24 protein-coding genes are annotated in these 26,467 nt (G+C 48.3%); 4 read left to right on the top strand and 20 right to left on the bottom strand.

The window, feature by feature from the left end:
• Positions 1 to 30: 30 nt before the first annotated feature.
• From KO512_RS10145 to KO512_RS10120, 6 genes are all read right to left on the bottom strand, one after another.
• The gene (locus tag KO512_RS10145; RefSeq protein ID WP_215952229.1) at positions 31 to 987 is read right to left on the bottom strand and encodes a PDR/VanB family oxidoreductase; all 957 of its coding nucleotides are present in this window, start codon (positions 985 to 987) and stop codon (positions 31 to 33) included.
• Positions 974 to 2,014, bottom strand: coding sequence for an aromatic ring-hydroxylating oxygenase subunit alpha (locus KO512_RS10140; protein WP_215952228.1), 1,041 nt, complete (start codon positions 2,012 to 2,014; stop codon positions 974 to 976). The genes KO512_RS10145 and KO512_RS10140 overlap by 14 nt, the downstream gene beginning before the upstream one ends.
• Positions 2,015 to 2,203: 189 nt before the next feature.
• Positions 2,204 to 3,811: a gamma-glutamyltransferase family protein gene (locus KO512_RS10135; protein ID WP_252734952.1), complete on the bottom strand. Its 1,608-nt coding sequence runs from the start codon at positions 3,809 to 3,811 to the stop codon at positions 2,204 to 2,206.
• Complete coding sequence (locus KO512_RS10130) at positions 3,811 to 5,034, bottom strand: amidase (RefSeq protein ID WP_215952227.1); 1,224 nt, start codon at positions 5,032 to 5,034, stop codon at positions 3,811 to 3,813. Before KO512_RS10130 ends, KO512_RS10135 begins: the two co-directional genes overlap by 1 nt.
• A complete protein-coding gene (gene hpxZ / locus KO512_RS10125) occupies positions 5,031 to 6,605 on the bottom strand; it encodes an oxalurate catabolism protein HpxZ (RefSeq protein ID WP_215952226.1) in 1,575 nt (524 codons plus the stop codon). Before hpxZ ends, KO512_RS10130 begins: the two co-directional genes overlap by 4 nt.
• Positions 6,602 to 7,888, bottom strand: coding sequence for an amidohydrolase/deacetylase family metallohydrolase (locus KO512_RS10120; RefSeq protein ID WP_215952225.1), 1,287 nt, complete (start codon positions 7,886 to 7,888; stop codon positions 6,602 to 6,604). Before KO512_RS10120 ends, hpxZ begins: the two co-directional genes overlap by 4 nt.
• A gap of 378 nt (positions 7,889 to 8,266) precedes the next feature.
• Between KO512_RS10120 and KO512_RS10115 the strand changes: the two genes are divergently transcribed.
• Positions 8,267 to 8,785, top strand: a complete 519-nt coding sequence (locus KO512_RS10115; protein ID WP_215952224.1) for a MarR family winged helix-turn-helix transcriptional regulator — start codon at positions 8,267 to 8,269, stop codon at positions 8,783 to 8,785.
• Here the strand turns inward: KO512_RS10115 and KO512_RS10110 are convergent.
• Genes KO512_RS10110 through KO512_RS10095 form a run of 4 tightly spaced genes read right to left on the bottom strand, consistent with a single transcriptional unit; the run spans position 8,782 to position 11,761 of the window.
• Complete coding sequence (locus tag KO512_RS10110; RefSeq protein ID WP_289847228.1) at positions 8,782 to 9,612, bottom strand: amino acid ABC transporter ATP-binding protein; 831 nt, start codon at positions 9,610 to 9,612, stop codon at positions 8,782 to 8,784. The two genes, KO512_RS10115 and KO512_RS10110, sit on opposite strands and share 4 nt — an antisense overlap.
• The gene (locus tag KO512_RS10105) at positions 9,609 to 10,268 is read right to left on the bottom strand and encodes an amino acid ABC transporter permease (protein ID WP_215952223.1); all 660 of its coding nucleotides are present in this window, start codon (positions 10,266 to 10,268) and stop codon (positions 9,609 to 9,611) included. Before KO512_RS10105 ends, KO512_RS10110 begins: the two co-directional genes overlap by 4 nt.
• Entirely contained in the window at positions 10,265 to 10,912 is a 648-nt protein-coding gene (locus KO512_RS10100) for an amino acid ABC transporter permease (RefSeq protein WP_215952222.1), read from the bottom strand. The genes KO512_RS10105 and KO512_RS10100 overlap by 4 nt, the downstream gene beginning before the upstream one ends.
• Before the next feature lie 9 nt (positions 10,913 to 10,921).
• Positions 10,922 to 11,761, bottom strand: coding sequence for a transporter substrate-binding domain-containing protein (locus KO512_RS10095; protein ID WP_215952221.1), 840 nt, complete (start codon positions 11,759 to 11,761; stop codon positions 10,922 to 10,924).
• A 542-nt stretch (positions 11,762 to 12,303) separates the two neighbouring features.
• On the opposite strand from KO512_RS10095, the gene KO512_RS10090 reads away from it, so the two are divergent.
• Positions 12,304 to 13,113, top strand: coding sequence for a phytanoyl-CoA dioxygenase family protein (locus KO512_RS10090; RefSeq protein ID WP_215952220.1), 810 nt, complete (start codon positions 12,304 to 12,306; stop codon positions 13,111 to 13,113).
• Positions 13,114 to 13,565: 452 nt separating this feature from the next.
• On the opposite strand, the gene KO512_RS10085 is transcribed toward KO512_RS10090, so the two are convergent.
• From KO512_RS10085 to dctP, 10 genes are all read right to left on the bottom strand, one after another.
• On the bottom strand, positions 13,566 to 13,985 hold the full coding sequence (locus KO512_RS10085; RefSeq protein WP_215952219.1) for a hypothetical protein: 420 nt from the start codon (positions 13,983 to 13,985) through the stop codon (positions 13,566 to 13,568).
• A gap of 366 nt (positions 13,986 to 14,351) precedes the next feature.
• Entirely contained in the window at positions 14,352 to 15,101 is a 750-nt protein-coding gene (locus KO512_RS10080) for an amino acid ABC transporter ATP-binding protein (protein WP_252734951.1), read from the bottom strand.
• Positions 15,102 to 15,117: 16 nt separating this feature from the next.
• Complete coding sequence (locus tag KO512_RS10075) at positions 15,118 to 16,002, bottom strand: amino acid ABC transporter permease (protein ID WP_215952218.1); 885 nt, start codon at positions 16,000 to 16,002, stop codon at positions 15,118 to 15,120.
• Entirely contained in the window at positions 15,992 to 16,747 is a 756-nt protein-coding gene (locus KO512_RS10070) for an amino acid ABC transporter permease (RefSeq protein ID WP_215952217.1), read from the bottom strand. The genes KO512_RS10075 and KO512_RS10070 overlap by 11 nt, the downstream gene beginning before the upstream one ends.
• A gap of 17 nt (positions 16,748 to 16,764) precedes the next feature.
• A complete protein-coding gene (locus KO512_RS10065) occupies positions 16,765 to 17,601 on the bottom strand; it encodes a transporter substrate-binding domain-containing protein (protein WP_215952216.1) in 837 nt (278 codons plus the stop codon).
• A gap of 132 nt (positions 17,602 to 17,733) precedes the next feature.
• Positions 17,734 to 19,284 carry a sulfatase family protein gene (locus KO512_RS10060; protein ID WP_215952215.1) on the bottom strand — a complete coding sequence of 517 codons (1,551 nt, stop codon included), beginning with the start codon at positions 19,282 to 19,284 and terminating at the stop codon, positions 17,734 to 17,736.
• Positions 19,285 to 19,401: 117 nt separating this feature from the next.
• Positions 19,402 to 20,289, bottom strand: coding sequence for a LysR family transcriptional regulator (locus tag KO512_RS10055; protein WP_215952214.1), 888 nt, complete (start codon positions 20,287 to 20,289; stop codon positions 19,402 to 19,404).
• 206 nt (positions 20,290 to 20,495) lie between these two features.
• Positions 20,496 to 21,794, bottom strand: a complete 1,299-nt coding sequence (locus KO512_RS10050) for a TRAP transporter large permease (RefSeq protein WP_215952213.1) — start codon at positions 21,792 to 21,794, stop codon at positions 20,496 to 20,498.
• Between the two features lie 33 nt (positions 21,795 to 21,827).
• Positions 21,828 to 22,316 carry a TRAP transporter small permease gene (locus tag KO512_RS10045; protein ID WP_215952212.1) on the bottom strand — a complete coding sequence of 163 codons (489 nt, stop codon included), beginning with the start codon at positions 22,314 to 22,316 and terminating at the stop codon, positions 21,828 to 21,830.
• Positions 22,317 to 22,383: 67 nt separating this feature from the next.
• Positions 22,384 to 23,400 carry a TRAP transporter substrate-binding protein DctP gene (gene dctP, locus KO512_RS10040; protein WP_215952211.1) on the bottom strand — a complete coding sequence of 339 codons (1,017 nt, stop codon included), beginning with the start codon at positions 23,398 to 23,400 and terminating at the stop codon, positions 22,384 to 22,386.
• Between the two features lie 371 nt (positions 23,401 to 23,771).
• Here dctP and glyA point away from each other — a divergent pair, with 371 nt between their 5' ends.
• Positions 23,772 to 25,025, top strand: coding sequence for a serine hydroxymethyltransferase (gene glyA, locus KO512_RS10035; protein ID WP_215952210.1), 1,254 nt, complete (start codon positions 23,772 to 23,774; stop codon positions 25,023 to 25,025).
• 25 nt (positions 25,026 to 25,050) lie between these two features.
• Entirely contained in the window at positions 25,051 to 26,436 is a 1,386-nt protein-coding gene (locus tag KO512_RS10030) for an L-serine ammonia-lyase (protein WP_215952209.1), read from the top strand.
• The last annotated feature ends 31 nt before the right edge of the window (positions 26,437 to 26,467 follow it).

The raw sequence follows: 26,467 nt of genomic DNA, 5'->3' as shown, positions 1-26,467 counted from the left end.
ATCAACGTTTTTTCCATTTCACTGATGAACCTAGATATCCAAAACCAGACGATTCGAAACGCTGCTTGAGCAGCAAATCATCATGGTGCCACGTCGTTGATGTTCTTGCGCGCTGCGTACGCTGTCGCAATGCACGGGTTCACCCTCGATGACCTTGACCTCACACGCGCCGCAAATGCCCTGTTCACAGGAGTACATCACGTCTGCCCCTGCGGCTTGCAGTACCTCAAGAATACTCTCTCCAACCCCGACTCCGATTTCGGAACCGGATCTAGCCAACACTACCGTAAACGCCTGATCTGCGGTTGCCACTGACTCGGCGCCTTGAAAACGCTCTACATGCAATCGAGAACCCAATTGGGGGGCGATGATGTCAATCTCGGCCAGCATGCGTTGCGGCCCGCAACAGTAAACCTCGGTGTTGCTGTCGACACCTTGGAACACGTCAAGCAGTGGTCTGCGCCCAGTATCCGACGTGTTGGAGTAATGCAACGTTACATTCTGGCGCCCTTCTAGTAACTCGCGAAACAGCGCATGCTCAGTAGATCGACACCAATAGTGCAAATGGACTCGACGCCCTTGTTCGCACAACACCTGAAACATAGAAAAAATCGGCGTAATGCCAATACCTCCAGCCAATAACAGCACAGGGGCATCCCCCTCGGTCAGTGCAAAGTGGTTGCGTGGCACACTGACCTCGAACACCTGTCCGACCCTAGCGTTATCATGTAACCATATCGAGCCGCCACGACCGGACTCTTCACGCTTGACCCCAATAACGTAACGACGCGCGTCACACTGCGAAGTGAGCAGGGAGTACTGACGTACCATCCCGTTTAGCAAGTGAACATCCAAATGAGCACCTGGCTCGACACTCATCAGTTCAGTGTCATCCAGCGCTTCCAGTTCGTATAGCACGATGTCTCGCGCACCATAGCGCATGCTAACTAATCGTACACGCTGCAGCGATGATTCAGACTGTTCCATAGTTGATACCCATGCCACGCAACCAAGCCCGATACTTCATGCCCAGCAAATCGGTACTGTGGTGCAGTTCTTCGCGTAAATCGGTAGGAATTCGCTCAGGACGTTGAGTGTCGACAATGGCGGCATCTTGGGCATATACCAAATCCTGACGTCGGCGAACATCGGCATCACTGGGTACCGGGTCGAAATTCATGGCACAGCAAATGCGCACAATGCTTTCTGTTTCACTGACCTGCTGCATGGTGAAAAAAGTGCAGAAACGGTCTGCTTCATCACCCTCGTGAGCTCGCTCGGGATCCGAAATTACAAGTCGTTTTTTGAAGTAAGCGACGCCAGGGCGTAGCAATTTGTAAGCGTAATAAGCAATCACCGGCACTTCCCGAGGATCACCATAAGGTTGCGTTACCCTTACCTCGGAGGACGCCAAACCGCCGTCTTCTTCCCATACATCGTACGACCCGATCATATCCGGATTGTCCATCAGGCCGTTGACCCCCGCATGCACGAAAGGAAAGTGTGTCGGGTCGATAAAGTTCTCGAGAGCGCGATAACCTGACTTAAAAGTATACGGTCCGCAGACAACTTTTTTATAACTGGCGTCATCCCATTCAGGAAAACTAGGAATCTCATGCTCCGGCTCGCCAATGCAGGCCCACAAAAAGCCATAAGCTTCCTTAACGTGGTGCGCGATTGCCTTCGCTTTTTTCATTGGTGTTTCATTCGGCGATGCGGGAATTAGCGTGCACTGAGCAGTCCCATCGTAGTTCCATCCATGGTACGGGCACACAACCTTGTCGCTGACGATGACACCTTTCGATAGCCGCGCACCTCGGTGGATGCACAGATCTTCCCAGACGTATGCCTCTCCCTTGGAGTCACGCCAGATCACTAGGTCGCGACCAAAAAGGGTGGCCGGATACAAGTTCCCAGCAACCACTTCCTCGCTGCTGCCCACGACATGCCAGTCGTTAAGCAATGCTGGCTCAAGCGGTGGATCAAGTTGGTCCAAATGTTTCTTACTGTTCATAACGTTACCTTAATTTAGTTTTCGAATAATTCGGGTACAGCCCCGGCATCAACCTAGCGTCTATCAGACGATCGCCAAGGTACAATTTGAAAGCGTGTGGCGGATCAACTTGTTCGCCATCCACTTTTTACCTTTATTCATCAACACAAGCGGCCTGAAATTTTATGCCTGACATCTAAGTTATCCCCTTTACCAACCCGCCACGGCCCCATCACTGCGTGAATCACTGCCACCTTCAAGCAAGCCATCCGCGTGTCGGATAATAGCGCCGGCGTGGCCCATGGTTTCGTCGTAGTCGTCGAGGACTTCGACCTCATGCCCTTTCGCGATCAATTGATCGATACAGGAATTGGAAAACCGAGCCTCCAGCTTGAGGTTTTCGCTATCATTGCCCCAGGTTCGACCCAGCAACCAACGAGGCGCATCAATGGCGGCCTGGGGATTCATGTCGAAATGGACAATGCGACTGAAAACTGCGCTTTGGGATTGCGGCTGGCCATCGCCACCCATATTTCCGTATACCAGCGTTCGTCCGTCGTGCAGTTTGGCCATGGCGGGGTTGAGTGTGTGAAAAGGTTTACGGCCAGGCGTCAGCGGATTACGTGACTTTGGATCAAGCGAAAAACTGCAGCCTCGATTTTGCCAGTTCAGCCCAGAGGTTGGCAGCACGATACCGCTACCGAATTCATGGTAAAGGCTCTGGATAAAGCTGACTGCGACACCCTCGTTGTCCACGACGCCCATCCACACAGTATCTGCTGGACCCACACCAGCCCCCCAAGGTGCAGCACAATCAGGATCAAAGGCATCGGCCATAGCATTAAGGCGGTCCGGTGTCAGGAAATCTTGCGCCTGTTGGGTCATGTGGGCTGGATCAGTAATATGCTGGTCGCGGATGGTAAACGCGCGCTTAGTGGCTTCAACGCATGCATGTACGAATGGCGCACCCAAGGCATCCATTTCCGGAGTAATAAGGCGGTCAAGCTGGCCCAGTATCAACAATGAAACTAACCCTTGGGTTGGTGGCGGGAAGTTGTACACATCACCCCGCGAGTGAGTCAGAACCAGTGCCTCACGCCAATCCGCACGCTGATTTTGTAAATCCGTTAGCCGTAGCGGGCTACCCGCAGCTTCAAGTTCAGCAGCAATATTATGCGCTAAGTCGCCTCGGTAGAAATCACTCAATCCAGCACTGGCCAGCTGTTCTAACGTATCGGCTAGGCGTGCGTGCTTGAAACGCTGGCCTGTCTTAGGCGCCTGTCCGTTGAGTAAAAAGGTGTGGCTGAACCCATCGATTGCCGCCAGCTCAGACTGCTTCGCAAGTGTGCAGCGATTTTGACTGGATGTCACAGGAATGCCATCCTTAGCATAGTCGATAGCATCGTTGAGCAACCTACCTAACGGTAAGCGCCCTTTTAACGCCTCGCGCTGCCACTCGAAAGCCGCATCCCAGCCAGATACGGTACCGGCCACCGTATTGGCAGCCAGTCCTCCCCGAAACGGAATACTCTGCAAACCTTGTTCGCGATAGCTTTCTAAACTGGCTCCTGCCGCCGCACGGCCGCAGGCATCCAGAGCCAGCGGCTTTTCGCCAGGACGAGAGATCAACCAGAAACCGTCCCCCCCAAGGCTATTCATGTGCGGATAAACCACGGCGATAGATGCAGCTGCAGCAATCATGGCCTCTACTGCATTACCACCCTCACGCATGACCGCCAGTGCACTTTGTGCGGCCAAGGCATGCGGAGCGACGGCCATGGCGCGGGTGGCTCGAACTGGGTTGGGAATATGCGGCATTAGAGTCTTCCTGAAGGTTGAGAAAAATGAGTGGAATGCAGCAGATGTGCCGCCTGCACGATATGTTCATCTGCGAAGCGTGCTCCCATCAGAGATAGGCCCACAGGCGCACCATCGACGCACTGCCACGGCATTACTACTTGTGGCAGGCCAGCCAGCCCTGCCATGCATAACAGTTTTTGCGAACGGGTTCGAATATCATTGACTTGCTGTGCAGAGGCATCCAGTCGAGGTGCCCCCCCAGGAACGGGTGGCATGAGCAGCATACTATTATTACTCAACAACTGAGTAAGGACAGACTGAGCTTGCGAACGTACTTGCGAGGCAGAGAACACTTGCTCCCGCGTCACCTTGCTGGCGACAGCGAAACGTTGTGCCACATCGGCACCGAAGCCACACGCAGTAGTTTTTACCCATTCTCCATGTTGTTGCCAGATTTCGGCTGCTTGCAGCGTACGGAATGCCTGTGCCCAGATATCCAAGGGCAACGAGCCCATACACAAACGCTCATACACAATCTCGTGCTTAATCAACCATTGCTCGAACGAAACTCGGACCGAAATATCCAACTGGCTCAGGACGTCATCACTGACCAACAAGCGATAGGGCGCTGCAGGAGGAAGAGGTAGTTGAGTATGTAGCAGGCTTTCTAGTGCGCGGCCCAGAGTTTCGCCATCACGGGCAAACCATCCCACAGTGTCAAAGCTATGTGCCAAAGTGAAACAGGCGTCTGATGCCACCCTACCATGGCTCGGACGCATACCCCAGACTCCGCAATAACTGGCAGGAAGACGAATTGAGCCCCCGCAATCTGTGCCCAGCGCAAGGTCTGCATACTGCCCTGCCACGGCCACTGCAGAGCCGGACGAGGACCCGCCAGGGAGACATTCCGGGGCTGCGGGGTTAACTGGTGTACCGAAGTGAGCGTTAATTCCGGCCAGGCTGTAAGTCAACTCGTCGGTAACCGTTTTGCCGATCCATTGACAACCCTGAGTCAACAAAAACTGTACCGCCGTTGCTGTACGCGGGGCTGGCAACGATTGCTTAAGCCATTGAGGATTACCAGCACTGCAGTTTAGACCCGCAATTTCAAAAACATCTTTGACAGCTAGGCGTATGCCGATCAGACGTGATGAACTCATCCTCACCGGTGGTGACGGCAGGTCGGCATAGCCGCTTGCCATAAATGCGCCGTGTAGTCCTGGTTGCACAAAGCTACTCATAGATCCGCCCAACTGACGTGGGCAGCGACGATCCGCCAAGCCCCATCAATACGCACCCAACTTTGGGTTTGGCGGCCCTGGCGCTGCTCCTGGTCTCGGGTGAAAACCATGTTAGTAATCGCGAATTTGCTATCAAAAGTGCTGATAGAACGCTCAAGAATCGTGCGAGCTAGCCCCTTCCCTGGTCGCTCACGACGGAATGCCTGAATCGCTGCATACCCGTATAAGTGTTCACCCGAGCCGTAACGTAGAGTGTGTGGGCTATCCCAAAACAGCTCATCTAGGACCGCAATATCATTACCGATCAACGCTTGCTCGTAACGTTCGAAAGCCATGTTCAGGCTCGCAAAGGTCTTGGGCTCGTTAACTACTGGGTCACAGGACGCGACCGCACCAAACAAAGTCGGGTCGGTCTGGCACACTCCTCGGCCCAACAGTCCGTGATGACCGTCAGCCTCTAGCATCGCGATTGCAATCAACGGTGTCGGCTGGTGATTCGACACACAGGCGGCATCAATAGCGCTACCGAGGTTTAGACCATTGAATACAGGGTGTTGACCCACAAGCCACTGCGGTTTCGTGTTATTAAGTGCTGGCATCCAGCCCCGAATAGTAGCTGCTGCCTCACTGCTACAAGACCAGGCCTGGGCACCAAAACCTGCTGCATCGATTACCCCGCTGTCGCCCAGCATAGGGCTTGTTGCGCAGTGAATGCCATTCAATTTTGGACCTTGCGGTACTTGTGCTGCTGTAGTAATCCAGCGTTCAGGCTCATCAGCCAGTCGCACGCCAACATCGATGCCATTGCCAGCCAATGCCAGCACCAATTGAATGGCCTTCATCGGGTCATCGCTGCGCGTTGCATCAAGCATCTGATGGCAAGCCGCCATCCACAAGGTAAGGAAAAACAGCGGCGTGGTATCGAGCATAATCTTGGCTTCGCCGTCTGGCAGGTGTAACTCACGCGCAAGGGTTGCTGTCGCTACGGTGGTGCAGCTGTGCAAGTCGTCCCCGCCTTGCAGTCCGGCAACTGCCAAGGTCAACAGATCAACAGGAGACTTTTGCAGCACGTTATGCAGCAAAGGCGCCAAATATTGGTCACGCCAGACCATACGCGGAATGATAGCGAGATCCCGGCTACCGAAACGGATCTGCGGACCAAAGCCGCTACTTAATATAGACCAGCTGGAGAGCCCTTGCGGCCGCGCAGCATCAGCCACCTCAACAAGGCTGGTCGAAGGCGAAACTAACGCAGCTAGGGGCAGTACCACTCGGTAGTCCTGGGCTGGCAGCAGACGTACCTGACCACTGGCAATCAACGCCAGAGCCTGTTCCTCGGTGTCTGCCCACCCTTCATACAGGCAACACAACACAGCAGACGACAACACCGGAGGGCTAGGACAGCGAGGATCAGCGAAGGGTGGCCCAGCATGCAGTAGTCTCTTCGGTGCCAGGCTTATTGCATCACTTGCACTGCGTACGCACGTCCACTCTGGGCGAACGGCATAGAGCCTGTCCAGCGCCTCAAGCAAACTTGTCTTAGCATCCATAGAGATCGATTCTAAATTCATGCGGGTAAGCCTTCAGGATAAGCAACGCAGGGGACGGGTAAAATCTGCGAGGTAGCATCAAAGCGTTTGCCGGCACGTAGGCAAAAGATTGGTTGCAGCATTCGATGAGCAATAACTTCAGTGCCTTCATTATCACGCAGCAGCCAGGCGCCCTCTTCGTCGCTGAGAACGCTGATATCGGCTTCCCGGCCTACGCCCAGTGTACCGATCTCACCGCTCATCCCTACCAGTTTCGCGGCATTACTAGTGACCATCGGCACCAGTTGCTCAAGACTCAAGCCCAACGCCATCATGCTGACCATGGTTGAGACTAGGCTGAAGCGTGAAGTGCCGGTGAACAGATGCTCTTCGTCTGGGTGCTCGTCAGGTGTGCCAGCAGGTGCTGGGACATTCGTGTTGTAGCCATGCATATCGGAACCTAGCGTGTCCGGCACCACACCCGCTGCAAGGACCTTGGCCGCCATCTTGTAGCTGAAGTGTGAGCCATAACCCACATCGACCTTAAGGCCGCGCTCAATCGCCTCCCCCACCAAGGGGTGCATCTCCCCATTTTGCTCAACGAACCCACCCGGATGACGACTGAAAGGGTGCGCCAGCACGTCGCCCGGTTTCAACAACTCTAGCACTTGCGGAAAAATGTTGTCAGGATCGACTTGATATTCGGGCTTGTCGGGCATTGGCCATAATTGGCCAAAATGAATGTAGACCGGTAACGACGTCTGTTCGCCGATCTGCGCAGCTTTGGCCATCACGTCCAGCCCCCAGCGAGCAAATCCACCGAGTTCAGCATGAGCCTTGATGCCTTTAACGATATCGCTGTTGGCCAAGGCCGATTTTACCGTGGCGTCAACATCTGAACACGCTGGACGATAGAGCTCGGGATAGAAATGCCCTTCTAGCCCGCCGACCAAATACGCTGACAGGAAAGACAGCACTCGGCTTTCGGCTGGCTCGGCGATGAATTTACGAAATCCTGGTAAGGTAATACAACTGGCGCCGCCTTGATCAACAAGCGTAGTCACACCGGAATACACGCCACACATATCGGCGCTAAGGCCAAAGCGGCCGCTGACATATTGATAGATATGGCTGTGAGTATCGATCAGTCCTGGCAATACCAACTTACCGGTGCAATTGATCAATTCGACTTCTGGACCAGCGTGGGATTCAAGCAAAGAGCCAACGGCCGTTATCTGATTTCCTTGGATCATAACATCGCAAACGCAATCAATAGAGTTTTCAGGATCGATAACACGACCGCTGTGGAGAAGAATTTTTTTCATGGAAATCTTCTAGAAGTAGCTAAGGTATATTATGCTAGGCAATGTACATGCCAACTAAAATACTAAAAACAATTATACTAATTTATCTTATTGTTTTTTATAGATTTATTTCTAATTAACAAAGAGTGGTATGCCTTCTTTAGCATTGAATTAAAGGTAGCTTTTCGAATCGATTTTGCACCGTTTTAAGCCGAGGCGCACTAGACCGGTGCATTACATGGTATGCCACATATGTTATAGTATTGTCTGCGTTATGGAGGATTCAATTGTATTAAGAGGTACACCTCTATTTACTTCTATAATCCAAGTTTTATAAACTGATAATCTAATCGACTTTTCACCATTGGTGTCTCTCACAAATGACAGGTTTCGTTACCCATGAATACAACTCAAGACGATGAAATAAAGACCGAGTTAAGCCTCGCCTTCGATCGTTCCACTTTACTAAGTCGACCAGGCTTTTTGATTCGTCGATTGCATCAGATTCACTGCGGGCTATTTCTGGAAGAAACCCGTGAGTTCAATATCACGCCAGTGCAGTACAGTTTGATGACTGCATTGAACAGACATGGGGAAATGGACCAGAAGTCAGTCTCGTTGAAAATCGGTCTTGAGCGCACCAGCGTTGCGGAAGTTATTCCCCGGCTGGAGTCGCGCGGCCTGCTACAGCGGCGACAGAGTACAGAAGACCGTCGGGTGAAGCTGGTCAAGCTCAGTCGCAAAGGTTTGTATTTGATCAAGAAGATGGAAGAGCGCGTGCAACGCGCCCATGACCGTACGATTGATAAAATCCCGCAGGATCAGCGAGCTTTATTCATGCTGCAGCTCATTCGATTGGTAGAGGCTAATAATGACGTAGGCTGCGCACCTTTCAGTTTAGAGTGCACCGACGATTAATCAACCGCTCTCGGATCTGAGCTACCACTACCGTGAAAACGTGACAGAAACTGTTGCGCGCGCAAGGTCTTAGGAGCACTAAAAAAGGCTTCAGGGGCGCTACTTTCAACAATGTCGCCAGCATCCATAAACACCACACGGCTGGCGACTTGCCGCGCAAATTCCATTTCATGAGTAACGATCACCATGGTCGCTCCTTCGCCGGCCAAATCACGAATAACCTCAAGAACTTCACCCACCAACATCGGGTCAAGGGCGCTGGTAGGCTCATCGAACAACAGGATATCTGGCTTCATCGCCAGTGCCCGAGCGATACCCACCCGCTGTTTCTGGCCTCCAGACAAGCGCGACGGAAAGACATCAGCTTTAGCCGCTAGTCCAACGCGCTCTAGCAATTCCAGAGCTTCTTGGTGTACTTGATCAAAAGCACGCTTTTGTACGTACAACGGTGCTTGCATGATGTTTTGCAGGACAGTCAGGTGCGGCCACAAAGCAAAGTGCTGAAATACCATACCAATTCGCGAACGCATCAGCGCCAGATTGGTATCGTTCATCTTCATGCCCCCTTTGTGGATCCCCATGCACTGTCCGTTGAGAAAGACACTGCCGGCGCTAGGCTCCTCTAGCCAGTTGATACAGCGCAACAAGGTAGACTTACCGCAACCGGATGGACCTAAAAGACAGACGACATCGCCGCTCATGACATCTAGGGATACATCCTTAAGTACAGTGTTATCACCAAACCACTTGGAGATGCCCTGAAGTTGTAACACCTTAGTTTGCGCAGTCGTAGCGCTGTCTCTGGGAGAATTCTGCAATGCGTTCAAGTTCGACGCTCCTCTGAATAACGGGTAAGAATACTGGCTATGATCTCAATGCACAGGCAAAGCAGCCAATACAGCAGCACTGCGGTGAGAAAAGCCGCGAAAGGGATGAAGTAAGTAGACTGAATTGAATTCATGACACTAGTCAGCTCAGTGACCGCGATGATCGAAAGAAAAGCGCTGTCTTTGACGATCTGTATCAGTTGATTGCCAAGGCTTGGAATGGCGCGCATGATGACTGGCGGCATGATGATGCGTCGCATTAGGCTAAAACCTTGAAAACCGAACGCCTTACCAGATTCAATCGTGTCTGCGGGTAGATCCTGCCAAGCACCGCGCAGCAACAACGCCATATAAGCTGAGTTATATAACACCAACGCCAGTACACCGCTGGTCCAGTTTGACAAACGAATCCCCATTGTTGGCAGGGCGAAATAGATCAGATAGACGAATAGCAGAAATGGTACGCAACGCATGGCGTCACAAAATAGTTCGACGATACGTGCAATACCAGGCCGCGATGACATCAACATCGGAGTTAGCAGGATTCCCATCAGCAACGATATCGTTGCCGCAATGATGACCAGTATCAGCGTGTTGAGAAAACCGTTCCAAATGTCTGGTAACTGCCCCCATATTGTCAGAAAATCACTGATCATGAGACCCCCTCTGGCTTAGAAATAGGTTGTTCCAGACGGCGCTGCAGGCGAATCATCAGATAGACAATCACGCTGTAAAGAAGCAAAGCGAAAATGAATGGAGGCAATGGGTCATAGGTGCGGGCGCCGACACGCTGGGCGGCACGAGTGATATCCACCATACCGATGACTGCCACCGCAGGACTGGATTTCACCAGCATGGTCATCTCGTTGACCAACCCAGGGAGGCAGGAACGCCAGACCTGCGGCAGCACAATATTGCGCAAGCGCAAACCACGAGGCATGCCGAACGCCAGCGCAGCATCATATTCCTGCCGAGGAAAGGCAATCAGTCCTCCGCGCCAGACCTCGCAATTGAACGCCGCCGTGGACAGCGTCAATGCAAGGATGCCCGCACTTGCAGGGCTCAGGGAAATGCCGAACTGCGGCAACGCGAAGAAAATCAACAGAATCAAGGTCACCGCCGGGCAAGAGCGCAAAATGCTCACATAGGTGAACACCACCTGACTGGCCACTGGGACCTTGCCCCAGCGTATTAACGCTAGGCCAAGGCCGAGGGGAACGCCAATAATGATACTGACCAGCGAAACCCCAATTGTCGACAGACCACCCATGAGGATGCTCCAGTAGTCGTATGCTGTCATAGCTCTAACTCAGTTAACGTTGACAGGCATATTTTCCTGGCTCGCTCCCAGCCACTTTTTCTGCAACCGATACATCTCGCCGTTGTTGCGTAACTCTAGGAGTGCCGCGTCAATCACCTCCAAAACACCAGCATTGCCCTTGGCCACCGCCCAAGAAATATAACCTGGCTCGCCGATGGGCTGTCCTAGAACGAACATATCTTCGCGCTCTTTGATCAGTGCATTAAGCGACAGGTTGGTATTGGCGACCGCATCTAGACGGCCATTAGCCAAATCCTGATAAGCCTCAGAGTAGCCATGATATTCCACTATTTTTTTCAGGCCTTTACCCTTGGCCTTGAGCTTGGCATCGAACGCCTTTAACTCGGCTAGCATCGCACTGCCAGTTTCTCCGCCAACGGTCTTGCCGATCAAATCATCGGATTGTAGGATTTCGCTACCTTTTTTAGTCGCAAAGTAGGTAGTGCTTTCCGCAGTCGGCGATGTAAAGTCAAAGGTTGACTTGCGAGCCTCTGTGACCAGTACAGCAGACAATGCCATATCGTATTTACCGGTGGTCACGCCTGGTAGAATTCCCGCCCAAGGCAGCACTTGCTGGCGAATCTTAATACCGGAAACTTTTTCCACTAAAAGCAATAACTCGTTGTCGTAACCAGTGGCCTTGCCTTCTTCCATAAACTCGAAGGGGCGGTAGTTATCCTCAGTCGCGACGAGCAGATAACCACGATCCTTGACCTCGTCAATGGTTGCAGCATGACTCACAGCTGTGCCTGCCAATGCAGCAGTCATCGCAACCGCCAAAGTACCGATGCGCATTCGAAGCTTAAATTTATGCAATATAGTCGTCATGAAAATACCTTACTGAGTTCGTTTTGAGAACGGACCATTGTGATGATCCAGGCTAGCAGCGCTTCTGGCGCTTGTTAGAACAAAGCAAGAGGTATGCCATGTATTTTTTTAAACGTGAAAACCCCAAACTGTGCGCCAGGCAGCGCAACTGTTAGAAATCTGTATTAGCCGCGCCAAAAATATTTCGCACCAAATTACTTCGAAAAATAGGTGCTATGCCTCTTAATTGAGCAAAAATCATCAAGAAAACGCTCATATTAAACAGTGCTAGCGAACAACCAAAGAGGGACACAAGCTCTCGATAGCCTAGAAAGCTCATCGATTTAATACGTAATAATTTGCGCTATAGCTGAGTCAGAGACCGTTTATGCGAGTCAAAACTTGAAATATTGGGTGGTATAGCCCTTTCTTAAAGCCACCATGAATTTCAATGAAGTTATTTTTTAAGCTATTTACCTCTATACACTTTCACGGCACGGCTTTTGCTTCAGATAGATACCGCCTACAGGCTTAACCCTACCTTCTCTCAATAGGAGACTTCTATGACCAAACATCTGACGGCCCCTCAAGTCGAACACTTCAAGCAGCATGGCTACGCGTTCCCATTTCGTGCCATCGATACGAGTGAAGCAGCGCAGTACCGAGCACGTATTGAAGCCTATGAAGCACATGTGGGTGAAGATGCCAATCGCTCACTGAAGATCAAGGCTCACCTCGCATCGCCTGCGTTCGTTGAACTGGCACAAAACCCACGCATCCTCGATGCAGTGCAAGACCTTATTGGCCCGGATATTCTGTTATTCGGGTCATCTGTCTTTGCCAAAAATGCAAACGATCCGCGCTACGTGTCCTGGCATCAAGATTCCACCTATTTCGGCCTGGCACCACATGAAGAGGTAACAGTCTGGGTCGGCCTTACTGACGCAACATCGGAAAACGGTTGCCTGCGCATCCTACCAGGATCGAATTGTGAACCGGACTTCAAACATAAGGAAACGTTCGACGAGGACAATATGCTTGCCAAAGGCCAGTCGCTGATTGGTGTGAATGATAACTTCGGCCTAGAAATGCCACTGCAGGCTGGTGAATTTTCTATTCACCACGAACGGACCGCACATAGCTCACGTTGCAATACCACCGATGATCGACGAATCGGCTTTGCCTTCTTCTACATTCCCACCCACGTCACTTCCACCATTGGCCGTCGCCGCGCGACACTGGTACGCGGAGAAGACCGTTTTGGCCATTGGGATGAGGAAGCGCTACCAACGCGCGATTATGATGAACCCGCAATGGAGCAGTTACATCAGGCCTGGGGCCAATACCGAGACGGAGAAGTCAAAGGCGGTTGAATTTGAATACTTGCCCGAGCGAACACTGAATCGCTTCGGGTTTTGTAAACACACTCAAAGATCTGAAGCTAGGGAAATGGGATGGACTCCTCCACCCCTGGCATCTTGTGCCACATGGTAAGGGAACCATCAATCGAACCGAAGGAGTGCACCATGAAAATTATGCGTATAGGGATGCCGAGGCGATCTGCGAAGCCGTGGTACGACCCAAAATTCAGTTTGTACCCAATAAATTGAAGAGCAACAAGGTAGCTTAGCGCTTCATTGCTCTCGTTCACTTCTGGTTGGTGAGTGAGTCGCTTTGGTCAATTAGGTTCGTGGTTTTCTGACAAGATATGGCATCGTATTACCTCAGAGAAGACATCAAGTTCGATCGCAATTACCAAGTATTTTAGAGGGTTCAGACAAACTAACTTCGTCACCAAGATCTAAATGAAGCGGCAAGCCTTGCGTTACCGTTTCTCTCCATTCGTTAAACGCACTTCCCTGAAATTTCGATAGTTCGTGGCTAAAGCCATACCAAAGTTGAAAAGGTTATACACCACTGCATGAACAGTTAAAAATCTTTGTGCCTGATCTATTGATTTAAACAGCCACATACCACGTTCTCTTACCCGAATAGCCCGACGAAGAAGATCGATCTTCTTGTTCGCATACTGAGATGTATCGTGCATAACGTCGGGGGTTAATTCCCGATATGAGCGAAAAGATAACCGGCACTCCCCATCTCGATACTGTTTACTTGCAGCCGCTCTTGAAAACCGGACATTAGGAACATTCAAACTAATAACCGCACAACCAATAGCATCCAATATAAAGCCTTCTACTCGACGGGGAACATCATCGCTAAAATATTCGTAAGAAACTGACATAGCCCACTCTCGAGTTTCATCGTAGTATAGGCAAGATGAATCATATAAAAACCTTATTTTTTAATAATACTTATGATTAATAAGCAACAAGAAAATAAGACACCAAAAAATCCAGAATAAATGTAAAGACAACTCTCCTCTCAATATCACCAAAATTAAACAGAAAATTTTTTTGTTTCAATCTGAAAACCACCAATTAAATTACTAACTCCAATCGAATGACTATATCACCTCTCAATTCTATGAAATATTATTCACCCTAAAATATAATATTAGGGTGAATATTTAACGTTGAAAATAACTATAACCCCCCTTCAGCATAGTAGCAAAACGGTTTCACAATCATTACTCATCAGATTCTCTGGGTTATAAAACCTGCGATAGAAATTCCTTGGTACGCGGATCACTGGCATTATCAAAAAATTCCTTCGGGGAACCGTGCTCGACTATCACACCTCTATCGGTAAAGTAGATGTGGTCAGCGACTTCCCGAGCAAAAGCCATCTCATGGGTCACGAGGATACAGGTCATACCTTCAGCAGCAAGATCCTGAATTGTAATCAAAACCTCTTTCACTGTTTCCGGGTCAAGCGCTGCAGTCACTTCGTCAAACAACATCACATCTGGACGCATCGCCAAAGACCTCGCGATTGCCACACGTTGCTGCTGTCCACCAGACAATTCCCCTGGGTAACTGTTTTCTTTACCATCTAATCGTACTTTTTTGATCAGCTCCAACGCTCTTTTTTGAGCTTCAACCTTAGACTCTTTTAACACTTTAATAGGAGCCATCATGACGTTTTCCAACACTGTTTTGTGTGGGAAAAGATTATATTGTTGAAACACCATGCCAACTTTTTTACGCAATTCAAGCTTATCTAGTTTTTCATCATGTACTTCCTGGCCTTCAAGAGTAATCGAGCCCCCCTGAATATCATTCAACGCATTAATACATCGAATCAAGGTAGATTTTCCCGAGCCTGATGGGCCAATTATACAAATCACTTCACCTTTCATGATATCCATACTGACGCCTTTTAAAACCTCAAGAGGGCCGAAGCTTTTATGCACGTTATGTATAGAAACGATAGGTTGTTCAGGTGACCAATTAATCATTTTGTAGGTCCTCTTATTATTTGAAAGCAAAACGCTTTTCAAGCGCAATGGTTAAACGAGCAATTGGGTAGCAATAAACAAAAAACACAACCAGAGCATAGCCATAAAAAGGCACCAATAACTCAGGATAGTTATTCTCCGCCGCCATAGCTTGACGAGAATGCGTAATGATTTCACCCACGCCTAGCAAAGAGCATAAAGGAGTAGCCATCGTCAAAATGGCGTACCAGTTCATCCAAGGTGGAATCATTCGTTTAAAGCATTGCGGTAATATAATCTGCCACATCGTTTGTGTTCGATTAAAGGAAAGTGACTCAGCAGCTTCCCATTGAGTACTAGGTACAGACCTTACTGCTCCACGGACAATTTCAGAGATATTAGCCATTACAGGAAGTGAAAGTCCCACGACAGCCTTCATCCATGCAGGAATTGGAATAGTGATATCAAATACCGTTACCTCGAACGGGAATGCCAGCAGTATTACAAACAGAATAACCAGCCAAGGCGAGTTACGAAATATCTGTGTTGTAAAGTATGCAAACCGTCGCACTGCAGAGATATTGGATAGTTGCCCTAACCCTAATGCCATACCAGCAACCGTTCCAATGGTCATGGCAAAGATAGAGATTAAAACGTTATATAAAAAACCCTGAAAAGTTAAGAATGGAATCCACCGAAGTAGTGCCTCGAATGCATCACCCATTCCATAGCCACCACTTTGAGCAAAGGCGATAGCAGGCCATAGTAGAGCCGCAAGTGCGACATACTTTAACTTAAGACCACCTAACCAACGAACAAAATACATTTCATCATAGGCGGCTCCCTTAGGGCTAAACGGTTTTAATACAGCAAGACGATCCTGCTTGTACTGTGTGGTAACAGGTATATATTTAATGGCCATAACCGGGGATCCTCATTGATTTTTCCCAGGAATTCATGCAAAAAACAAGGATTCCGACTAACGTCAGGTAGGCAAGAAACAACAGCAGCATGGTAGGGTTCTGAGCGGAGGGATAATCATTCCAAACCGATACCGACTCATAGAGCAATTCCGGTACTGCAATTGCGTAAGCTTGTGTCGTTGTTTTAACAAGGTTAACGAGATTGTTGTTCAATGCAGGGATTGAAACTCTCAGAGACAAAGGCAGCGTGACATAAAAAAACGTCTGTCGCTGACTCATCCCTAAAGACTCTGCCGCTTCCCGAGTAGAATAAGGAATGGCTTCAATTCCCGCACGAAATATCTCTACATTAAAAGCACCTGCAAAAAGCGATAACGCAATAATTGCCCAGCCAACGTTAGTGATAAGCGGCTGCTCCGTCCAACCATCGGGACCTACCTCCGTGGGCGTAAACTGCCCCAACGCAAAGTAGAAAAACAATAACTGGACAAGAGGGGGAGTATTTCGGAAAAACTGAATATACCCCTGAACTAACGCTCGGACTCTAGAGCTGTTTGATCCCTGTAGCATCGCTCCAACTACACCGATAACAACAGATAAGGAAACACAAGCAAGACTCAGCTTAACCGTCACCCACAGCCCGGAAAGAATACGGTCGGCCTGCAAGTCATCATATAACCAAATGAAGTTCCATCGGGGAAAGTCCACCGCCAATTGAATAAAGAACTCTTCAAAACTACTCATAACGAAGGCTCCCTAAATCATTTATCTAAAAGATGATCCGCGTATTTATCGGCTTGTTCAGCAAGGTATGATGTTGATTGTATACCCCATTTTTTCTCAAGCTCGACTAGAGTTTCTTCGCGATGCCAATAGAATTGCATGCCCGACATAAAACGGCCAAGAACACAGTTTTCCTCTGCTTTAGGAACGGCCAACCCCCATGACGCAGCATCCTCTGTTGGTAATGGCATTTCAAAATCATCCCATTGACCAGATGCTAGCGAAGACATAATGCCACTATCGTCGAAAACAAAAGCAACGCACTTCTTATCTCGCAGCGCTTGTCGTGCTTCAGCAGTTCCTTGGAAAGCTGAAATCTTGGCGCCATAACGGTTTTCAACAAGCTTATTAAAATATGCTCCCTGAACAGCACAAACAGGCTTACCTCTCAATTCTTCCCACTGGGTAAACCCGAGTTTCTTAGGTGATAATATATTGGTACCCGACGAATAATAGTTAGGGCTGGGAATACCCACAATCTTACGACGATCAGGTAGGTCCGTCATCGAGGCGATCAAAATATCGATCTGACCCTGTTCAAGAAATTGCAGTCGATTTGAACCAACGACAGGCATCAACTCAAGTTCAACACCCATCGTCTCAGCAACATCGGCGGCTAAATCAGGCTCCATGCCAATAATTTCGCCACCAGAATTACGATACCCCCAGGGCTTGTAATCAGCCTTGACCCCGACGACCAGCTTTCCACGCGTCATAATTTTATTCCACGTTTCGTTCTCGCACGTTTCTGCAGTTGCGAGTGAAGGTGATATTAGTGCCGCTGCAAGCAACGAAATACTCATAAAGTTTTTCATTATGATTCATCCTGTATTTTTATTTATCTGGATTACTGACAATATTTCATTAGATACGGGCTACAACCCGCATCCTTTAAGGTAAATATCTACATAAAAGTTTTAACTATTAAAAAACAATCGACTTAATAATTAAAAAAACCCAAGTATGTTACCTGGTGCTTTTGGTGTGAGCGGTAGTTCTTCCTCAATTTTAGATTTTAGTTCTTCAATACGGCCATCATTCAAACTATTAGAAAAACAGTTATTATGTTCGCCAGGATCTTGTGCATAATCGAAATACTCCCCCCAACCTTCTTCTTGGGCGAACGGATAAACAGTCAACCTATCATCGTTAGTAACAATCGTTTTATTATATTGATTGGATACTGCTCGCGTATAATATTCGGCATAAGCAACCTCACGAACGGAATTTTGAGTACCGTCAAGTAGCGGCTTTAAACTATGTCCATCAGTTGGTTGCCCTTCAACTCCAACGAGGCTTAATAATGTATCTTTAATATCTAGATGGCTTGTCAACGCATCAATTTCCATTCCCTGAGGAATGCTCGGCCCCGACATCAAGAAAGGGATCTGTAGCAATTGTCGATATGGCATAGGGCCTTTACGGATAAGACCATGATCCCCCATGAACTCACCATGATCAGACGTAAATACGATGACGGTCTCATCCATAATACCTCGCTCATCCAAAGCATTAAGGACCTTACCGACACAGTCATCAATTAAAGTCACTAAGGCATGGTTATAAGCAATAATTTTCTTCAAGCTTTTTTCACTGAAAGCAGTTGTGTTCTGCCAACTACCCTGTTCAATTGGGAATGTACCTGAATCAAGAAAATCTTTATAACTGATATCGCCATTATTACCGTCTGTCCAAATTTGCTTACGAACATAATCTGGCATTTTTTCTAATTCGCCAGCAACGGCTTTCGGCATCGGCATATCTTCAGGATCGAAGAGATCACAATAGGGTGCAGGTGGTGCCCACGGATGGTGAGGATCAGGCGTTGATATAAATAGAAAGAACGGCTCATCTTCTTTTTGTTCTTTTATAAACGCTGCTGCATTATCTGCCATCCAATGATTGTAATGCAGCTCAGATGGTATCGAGGCGCGCCACAGTTCTTCCATATCATCAGGTGTATCGTCTAAACTGTTTTCTGGTAGATATAAATCAGCGGCTCCAGGATGATTTGTATTAAGCCATTTTGCGTAGTGTCCTCCACGCGCACTGGTAAAGGAATCACCAATAACAAAATCCACTTTATCAAAACCGTAGAATGGTCCATTCCATCCTTCACTTTGAGGTAACGTCCAAAAAGCATTAGATTCAGGCATACCATATTCAACAGGCGCATGCGTAGGCTCAAAGTGGAACTTTCCCAACCCATACGTTTTATAACCATTTCGCTTAAGTACATGTGTAAAATGTTCTTTCGATGGATCTAAAACGAGACCATTTCTTGTCATTCCATGATGACGAGGATATAGGCCAGTAAACATGCTCCCACGACTAGGTGCGCAAATCTGACAAGGTGTTAAATGATTAGTGAAAGATGTCCCCATCTTAGCGATTCGGTCAATATTAGGTGTTCGTGCAATTTTATTTCCTGTACACCCTAACTGGTCAAAACGAAGTTGGTCTGTACAAATAAAAACAATATTAGGTTTATTTTTCATATTAAATCCAGAAGGTCTATTTACTATACTGTTAAACCATAATTACTTTTAACAAACCCACTGTCTATTTAATAATTCTTTAACTTTTTATTAGCGTTTCTAATACATAGATACAAACTATATTTCAATATTTAAAATATCAATGAAATATTTATCATGAACACGTAACTTTCGGATAGACTCATAAAACACACCGACATTATCCGACCTAAATAAAGACTGAAGATCTTTAACCAAAACGTCTTCGGGCAAGTGCTCTAACATTTCCTCACTGCAAAGCCCGAAAAAGACCCCCATACCGCTACATGCATAGTCAATACATCGGTCGTTACTTGAGGCTTCCATTACAATATTGCAGGGCAGGCCTTTCTTACTCAACGCAGATGATAATACGTATCCAGTCTGCGCAAACTCCGAGCAAGGAGGAAGTATCAGGTCACATTTAGATATGGCCAATAAATCAATGGGGGCTCGCCAAATATCATGATCTTTATGAGCAATAATATAATGATGCATCGGTAGCCAGCGAACCTGTGTCAGGTCTGTAGGCACCTGGGCTAACAAGCCAAATCCTAAATCAAACTTCTGGGTACGAATACCAGCGACGACCTCGTCCAACGAACATTCGATCATTTTTAATTTAACATCAGGCCTTGCTTGCCAAAACTTTTTCACATAAGGCGATAAAATTTTTGACATTGTATCGGTAGGTGCAGCTATTATTAATGTTCGCTCTGATTTATCTCGAATAGAATGAATCCGCTCCACAACCGATTTTTGTTCACGTAACATTTTCTCAGCAAATTGGAACAGTTCCTGCCCTTCATCCGTAGCGACTATTTTTCCTCGACCGATCCTTATCGCCAATTTACAATCAAGTTCACTTTCCAGTGCTTGGAGTTGTTGAGTCACCGCTGACTGAGTCCGATAACACGCTTCTGCTGCTTTAGTAAAACTACCAAGCCTAATTAAATTGTAAAAACCAGTTAATTGGTGCCATTGCATATACGACTCCATTTATTAATAACTTAATATTTAAATAGATCTTATGTAGACGACGATAACATTATTAGCAAACGCACTTTTTTACTATTATTACAAATAACCTCCATTGATTATTAGCTAAATATATTCACTGCAATACGCACGACTGAACAATAATAAAATAGCGTCTCGACATCAGCGTGACGCTACACAATTCCTTCAGACGGTTAACCTAAGCCAGCAAACCTAGGTAACCAAAGTGATACTTCCGGTATAAAAGTTACCAACATTAAGGTAGGTATCCAGGCAAAGCCGATCATATACAAAGTAGGCCTCATAGTGTCTTTAATTGACGCCCCACTCAGTTGCCCTGAAAGATACAGTAATGGCGCGGTGGGCGGAGTAATGTTACCCATCCCTAAATTCACGCCAACGATGGCGGCAAACTGCGTGCCCGACACCCCTAACTCAAGCGCCAGCGGCAACATTAGTGGGGTTGCCAGCAACACGGCACTGACATCATCCATGAGCATACCGATAACAACCATGACGATGTTAATCAGTAATAACACCATAATTGGGCTAATCGATAGGTCATCAAAAAAGCTTAAAATGGTGCCGGGTAAGTCTTCCATCACATACAAGCGGCTCAGAATCATGACGCAATACAGCATGATCATAATCACACCGGTGGTAACGGCGGACTCTAAAAAAACCTCCCATAGGGTTTTATGATTCAGCTCTTTATACACAAAGATACCCACAGGGATGACATACAACACCGATAACGCAGCCGCCTCTGTCGGGGTTACAAAGCCGCCATAGATTCCGCCTAAGATCAAAATAGGCATCGCCAGAGCGGGCATTGAATTCAGGCCGCGGCGACGAAACTCGGTGACAAACTCACGCCCTTTTAGCGCTGGCGAGACCGTAAGACCATCGTGATTACGGAGCAGAAAGTAGTTAACGACACAGAGCAATATCGTGACAATAATACCCGGTATAAAGCAGGCTAAGAAGGAGGCTAAGACCGATTGGTTACCGACCCAAGCGTAGAGAATCATCAAGGCGCTGGGGGGGATTAACAACCCTAACACCGAGGCATTGGCAATCAACGCGGCTGAGTGCCCGACCGGGTATCCTGATTTTGCCAAGCGCGGAAACATAATGGTGCCGATCGCTGAAAGCGTTGCTGATGCGCTCCCCGTTAGCGCCCCAAAAACCGCACTGGAGACAACTGTTACCGCCCCAAGGCCACCCTTTATATGACCAACAAACAGTTCGATCAGATCAACCAGTTTATTGCCTAGGTGAGATTTATTAATAGCACTACCCGCAATAATAAATAGGGGGATGGCTAATAATACAATATTATTCATACGGCTAAAGCCATAGGGCAATATAAATGCTGGATCATAATCATATAAAAATATAATTGAGGTTGCCGAAGCCAAAAAAGCGAATGGCACAGACACCCCGATAATCAAGGTAAAGATAAGAATAGTAAGCGCAAGTGCAATAACCATAGAACCGCCATCCTTAGAATATAAAGATTAACTTTATGAACGTATTTTTTTTAGTGTGTGCTTTAGATCCCGTACGGAATAAAGCGCAATCAGGATAAAGCCAATTAAAATTGATACGTGTACAACGACTAAGGGAATTCGCCAAACCGGTGTTACCCCGCCCTCCAAAAAGCTGCGTGAGACAAACTCAACTGCCCAGTAGGTATAGAGTGCTGCAAGTCCTAGAGTGATCGTCTCGGCCAGCACTTTGACGGCAGATTTAATTGTTTCCGAGCGGCAATAGACTGAAAAAACTTCCGCGCAGATATGTTTACGCTGATAACTGGCATGGCCAGCACCTAGAAAATAGATCCAAAATGCACTTATTAGAATGATCTCTTCAGCACCGTAAAGGTTGCTTTCAAAAACATAGCGCATGATCGCCATCGCACTAACGCCGAGAACAATAAAGACTGAAGCCAACACCATCAGCACGGCCTGACCTTTAAGTTGCAGTCTGTTTAACCTACATAATAATGACATGTGATATACCCGATCAAAAGCTGAACGAAAACAACGGAGGGGGTTACCCTCCGCAACTACACAGGGTTTACTTAACAAATTCCTGTGTTAGTTCTTCAATCAGGTCAGCACTTAAAACAGTTCTGAGTTTTGACCAAGTTTTAATCCGGGCATTGTTAGCCCAGTCTTGCAGTTCAGCATCATTCAGACGGATAACCTGAATGCCTGCTTCTTCGAGCTGTTGCAGCCCTTTTTCATCATTCTCTTCACTTTCATTGATGCTTTGCGCAGCCAACTCATTGGCAAGCCGCTCAATCGTAACGGCATCCTCTGGCGATACCTTGCTCAAAGATTTCTGACTCATCAGCCAAGCGGTATGTTCAATAAAGTTATTATTGACCACATAGTATTTGATCACATCTCGGAATTGCTGATAGTTCAGACTAGAAGTACCGCCCACCCAACCATCCGCTACGCCGGTTTGCATCGCGGTATAAAGATCGGCCCAAGGAATGGAAACCGTTCTAAAGCCTTGGTCATCCGCCGTGAGTTTAAAGATATCCATCGGTGGTACACGCACGAGGACATCATTCTTAGGAGAGCTAACATCTTTGATATTTGCAGGTAATTTGGTCAGTCCGATGCCACCAAAACCATCAACATGGAATCCCATGAACTTCACGCCTTGCTCATTATGAAGCTGGTTCATTTTGTTATAGACAAAAGAACCCGGTGAATAATTTTTACGAATCCCTTCATAATCTTTGGCAATGTAGTGCAAATAACCCAGCTCTAACCGCTTATCATACTGGCTCGGCACACTGATCAACGCCATATCAATGGTACCGATACGAAGCTCATCATACACTTGGGTATAATCACCCAACTGGTTGGCGGCGAACACCCGAATCTGTACCCGACCGTCGGTTTCAGCTTCAACCCGTTCAGCAAACACCCGCTGTGCTTTGGTAGCGATGTGGTCTTCGTTAAATTGCCCTGCCATCGTCAGTCGTGTGGCCGCGCTAACCTCAATAGCGCCTAAACAAGCGGCTGCGATGGTAATACTAGAAATAATACTTTTCGATATCGATTTTATCTTGTTCATAAAAGTAGCCCTGAAAGAGTTCGTTGTTATACTTGTTGCTCACACCAGACGGGGAACGTCGCTTTGATGTCTATTCATCCTGCAAGTTATCGCCAAAGCAAAATTGAACGCAGACAACTTATTCTAGAACGGGCAATCCACCAGCCACAGTACTCAGCCTCAACAATAATCGACGCCAAGCCAGCCACGCGCGATGTCAAAACGACCTTCACGCTATAAAACGACCTCCTTAAAAGACGAAAAATGTCATTCCAATTAAGCCACCAGCAAACCACTTATATTCAAATTTAAGTACCAACCGTTCTATTTCAAAGACCGAGCTGTGAATTAACGTTAGCGCTCCAATTGATTTGCTAATGAGTATTAGTTCTATGTTTAATAAAAAAAATTCGATTCAAGTAAGTGATCCGGCACTGTGGGACGCCATTACCGCTGAAGGTATTCGCCAAGAAGAGCATATTGAGCTTATTGCCTCAGAGAACTACACCAGCCCACTCGTGATGGAAGCTCAGGGCACTTCACTGACCAATAAATATGCCGAAGGCTACCCCGCTAAACGTTATTACGGCGGTTGCGAACATGTCGATGTTGTCGAATCTCTGGCGATTGAACGGGCGAAAAAACTCTTCAATGCCGACTATGCCAATGTACAGCCTCACTCAGGCTCGCAAGCCAATGCCGCCGCCTATATGGCCCTGCTAGAGCCCGGCGATACCGTACTCGGTATGAGCCTTGCCCACGGCGGTCACTTAACGCATGGTTCTCACGTTAATTTTTCAGGAAAAATGTATCACGCCATACAATATGGTCTAAATGAAGCGAGCGGCGAAATTGATTACGCCGAAGTAGAACGTCTCGCCCATGAGCACCAGCCAAAAATGATTTTAGCCGGTTTCTCTGCCTATTCTCGAACCGTTGACTGGGCTAAATTCCGCGCGATTGCAGACAGTGTCGGCGCCTACTTGATGGTCGATATGGCACATGTTGCCGGACTAGTAGCAACCGGCCATTACCCCACTCCGATTCCTTATGCCGATGTCGTCACCACCACAACCCATAAAACCCTGCGCGGCCCTCGTGGTGGTCTAATTTTGGCGAAAGCCAATCCAGAACTTGAAAATAAACTTAATTCTGCGGTTTTCCCAGGACAACAGGGCGGCCCGTTGATGCACGCCATTGCGGCAAAAGCGGTCGCTTTTAACGAAGCGATGAGCGACGAATTCAAGCACTACCAAGGTCAGGTTGTCGCGAATGCCTACACCATGGCAGAAGTCTTTATTGAGCGGGGTTATAACATCGTCTCCGCCGGCACCGACAACCACCTGATGCTGGTTGATCTGATCGATAAAGGACTGACAGGTAAAGCCGTCGACGCCGCCTTAGGCCAAGCCAACATTACCGTTAATAAAAACGCCGTGCCTAACGATCCACAATCGCCGTTTGTCACTAGCGGTATTCGCGTCGGCACACCGGCGATCACCAGCCGAGGCTTTAAAGAGCCAGAAGTCCGTCAAATGACCGGCTGGATATGTGACGTCATGGACGCCCTCGAAGACCCTCACGTAATCGACCAAGTAAAAGAGAACGTCAAAGCGCTCTGCGCCCGTTTTCCTGTCTACGCATAAGCGGTTACGAACCTAAGAGGTATATATGGCCATCAGCGTTTTCGATCTTTTTAAAATAGGTATCGGTCCGTCTAGTTCGCACACGGTTGGACCGATGCGGGCGGCAGCCAGTTTTTCCCACGAACTGCAGCTTAGTGGCCTACTGCCGCAGGTTGTGCGTATTCAAATCGAACTACTGGGTTCGCTCGGCGCCACAGGGATAGGCCATGCCTCTGATATGGCGGTGATTCTCGGGCTAGAAGGACAGCAACCCGATACCGCCGAGCCGGAGGTGATGCAGCAACGCTTAAAAGAGATTCGCAAGCAGGGCCAATTGCGCCTACCTGATGGCCATCGCATTCCGTTTAATGAAGCGGACGATCTCAAACTGATTCTCACGCCTTTACCGCAGCATCCTAATGGAATGCGGTTTAGCGCGCGAGATGCGGCGGGAATAACCCTCCTAAACCGCGAGTATTTTTCTATTGGCGGAGGTTTTGTCGTCGATGATGCGGCCCTCAAAAACGCCGCCGCAAAAGACAGTGACTTAATCGACGCTCAAACACCCTACCCGTTCGACAGTATGGAACAGCTGTTAGGACATTGTCAGCGCGAGGGACTGTCGATCAGTGACATCATGCTGGCTAACGAACAACAATGGCGCAGCCGTGCCGAGATCAACGAACAATTAATGATCATCTGGCAAGCGATGCAAGACTGCGTCAATCGAGGCTGTCAGCAGGAAGGTATTCTTCCCGGTGGCCTCAACGTCAAACGACGAGCCGCAGAACTGCACCGCAAGCTGACATCCCGTCCAGAACAATCACTGCGTGATCCTCTTTCCGCGCTGGATTGGGTGTCGTTATATGCCTTGGCGGTTAATGAAGAGAATGCCGCCGGTGGCCGAGTCGTCACGGCTCCCACCAATGGCGCGGCAGGCATTGTTCCGGCTGTCTTGCATTACTACATGCGTTTCTATTATTCCGGTAATGAAAGCGGCGTGATTCGCTTTCTCTTAACCGCGGCTGCGATCGGCATTCTGTGTAAAAAGAATGCCTCAATCTCCGGTGCCGAGGTCGGCTGTCAGGGTGAAGTGGGCGCAGCCTGCTCGATGGCGGCGGCAGGTTTAGCCGCCGTTTCTGGAGGCACGCCCCAGCAGATCGAAAATGCCGCTGAAATTGCCATGGAACACAATCTCGGCCTGACCTGCGATCCGATTGCCGGCTTAGTTCAGGTGCCCTGTATTGAGCGCAATGCGATGGCGGCGGTGAAAGCGATCAATGCCTGCCGGATCGCCTTAAACGGTGATGGCGAGCATTTTGTCAGTCTCGATAAAGTAATCAAAACCATGAAACAAACCGGCATCGATATGCAAAGTAAATATAAAGAAACCTCACTCGGCGGTCTCGCGGTCAATGTTATCGAATGCTAGCGCGCCGCATTGAATACCCTAGATCACCCTA

This window comes from Amphritea atlantica, assembly GCF_018860855.1.
GTDB lineage: Bacteria > Pseudomonadota > Gammaproteobacteria > Pseudomonadales > Balneatricaceae > Amphritea > Amphritea atlantica_A.
The sequence above is the reverse complement of the archived record's forward strand: the minus strand, read 5'-3'. Positions and strand labels throughout refer to the sequence as shown.

Excerpts from the sequence above, each read along its gene's own strand:
- KO512_RS10085 (WP_215952219.1), bottom strand. The coding sequence starts at position 13,985 with ATGTCAGTTTCTTACGAATATTTTAGCGATGATGTTCCCCGTCGAGTA.
- KO512_RS10130 (WP_215952227.1), bottom strand. The coding sequence starts at position 5,034 with ATGAGTAGCTTTGTGCAACCAGGACTACACGGCGCATTTATGGCAAGC.
- KO512_RS10145 (WP_215952229.1), bottom strand. The coding sequence starts at position 987 with ATGGAACAGTCTGAATCATCGCTGCAGCGTGTACGATTAGTTAGCATG.
- KO512_RS10120 (WP_215952225.1), bottom strand. The coding sequence starts at position 7,888 with ATGAAAAAAATTCTTCTCCACAGCGGTCGTGTTATCGATCCTGAAAAC.
- KO512_RS10050 (WP_215952213.1), bottom strand. The coding sequence starts at position 21,794 with ATGGTTATTGCACTTGCGCTTACTATTCTTATCTTTACCTTGATTATC.
- KO512_RS10140 (WP_215952228.1), bottom strand. The coding sequence starts at position 2,014 with ATGAACAGTAAGAAACATTTGGACCAACTTGATCCACCGCTTGAGCCA.
- KO512_RS10100 (WP_215952222.1), bottom strand. The coding sequence starts at position 10,912 with ATGACAGCATACGACTACTGGAGCATCCTCATGGGTGGTCTGTCGACA.
- KO512_RS10095 (WP_215952221.1), bottom strand. The coding sequence starts at position 11,761 with ATGACGACTATATTGCATAAATTTAAGCTTCGAATGCGCATCGGTACT.
- KO512_RS10065 (WP_215952216.1), bottom strand. The coding sequence starts at position 17,601 with ATGAAAAACTTTATGAGTATTTCGTTGCTTGCAGCGGCACTAATATCA.
- KO512_RS10090 (WP_215952220.1), top strand. The coding sequence starts at position 12,304 with ATGACCAAACATCTGACGGCCCCTCAAGTCGAACACTTCAAGCAGCAT.
- glyA (WP_215952210.1), top strand. The coding sequence starts at position 23,772 with ATGTTTAATAAAAAAAATTCGATTCAAGTAAGTGATCCGGCACTGTGG.
- KO512_RS10055 (WP_215952214.1), bottom strand. The coding sequence starts at position 20,289 with ATGCAATGGCACCAATTAACTGGTTTTTACAATTTAATTAGGCTTGGT.
- KO512_RS10105 (WP_215952223.1), bottom strand. The coding sequence starts at position 10,268 with ATGATCAGTGATTTTCTGACAATATGGGGGCAGTTACCAGACATTTGG.
- KO512_RS10080 (WP_252734951.1), bottom strand. The coding sequence starts at position 15,101 with ATGATTAATTGGTCACCTGAACAACCTATCGTTTCTATACATAACGTG.
- KO512_RS10135 (WP_252734952.1), bottom strand. The coding sequence starts at position 3,811 with ATGCCGCATATTCCCAACCCAGTTCGAGCCACCCGCGCCATGGCCGTC.
- KO512_RS10045 (WP_215952212.1), bottom strand. The coding sequence starts at position 22,316 with ATGTCATTATTATGTAGGTTAAACAGACTGCAACTTAAAGGTCAGGCC.
- KO512_RS10060 (WP_215952215.1), bottom strand. The coding sequence starts at position 19,284 with ATGAAAAATAAACCTAATATTGTTTTTATTTGTACAGACCAACTTCGT.
- KO512_RS10075 (WP_215952218.1), bottom strand. The coding sequence starts at position 16,002 with ATGGCCATTAAATATATACCTGTTACCACACAGTACAAGCAGGATCGT.
- KO512_RS10115 (WP_215952224.1), top strand. The coding sequence starts at position 8,267 with ATGAATACAACTCAAGACGATGAAATAAAGACCGAGTTAAGCCTCGCC.
- KO512_RS10070 (WP_215952217.1), bottom strand. The coding sequence starts at position 16,747 with ATGAGTAGTTTTGAAGAGTTCTTTATTCAATTGGCGGTGGACTTTCCC.
- KO512_RS10030 (WP_215952209.1), top strand. The coding sequence starts at position 25,051 with ATGGCCATCAGCGTTTTCGATCTTTTTAAAATAGGTATCGGTCCGTCT.
- dctP (WP_215952211.1), bottom strand. The coding sequence starts at position 23,400 with ATGAACAAGATAAAATCGATATCGAAAAGTATTATTTCTAGTATTACC.
- hpxZ (WP_215952226.1), bottom strand. The coding sequence starts at position 6,605 with ATGAATTTAGAATCGATCTCTATGGATGCTAAGACAAGTTTGCTTGAG.